This window comes from Desertibacillus haloalkaliphilus, assembly GCF_019039105.1.
In the GTDB taxonomy this organism is placed as follows: domain Bacteria; phylum Bacillota; class Bacilli; order Bacillales; family KJ1-10-99; genus Desertibacillus; species Desertibacillus haloalkaliphilus.
Window position 1 is genome coordinate 1 of the sequence record NZ_JAHPIV010000607.1, and the last position, 327, is coordinate 327.

1 protein-coding gene is annotated in these 327 nt (G+C 52.3%); it reads right to left on the reverse strand.

Features of this window, described 5'->3' with window-relative positions:
• Positions 1–327, reverse strand: a 327-nt coding sequence (locus KH400_RS30470) for a hypothetical protein (protein WP_217228750.1), incomplete at both ends; no start/stop codon positions are given.

The following is a 327-nucleotide window of genomic DNA, read 5'->3' on the forward strand; positions in this document are numbered from 1 at the left end:
CTTTTCTTCCTTTCCCCTTTTCTCTTCTTTTCCCCCTCCTCTCTCCCCTCTTTCCCTCCCTTTCTTTCCTCCTCCTCCCCCTCTCCCTCCCCCCCTCCTCTTTCTTCTTCCCCCCCCTTTTCTCTTCTCCCTCCTTCCTTCCTTTTCTCTCTTTTTCCTTCTCCTTTTTCTTCCTCCTCTTCCCTTTTTTCTCCCTCTTCCCTCTCCCTCTCCTCTTTTTCTTCTCCCGCTCTTGCCCCCTCCTCTCTCTCTCCCTCCTCTCCCTCCTCCTTCTTTTCCTCCCTTTCTTCTCTTTTTTTCTCCTCCTCTCTTCTTTCCCCTCCCCCT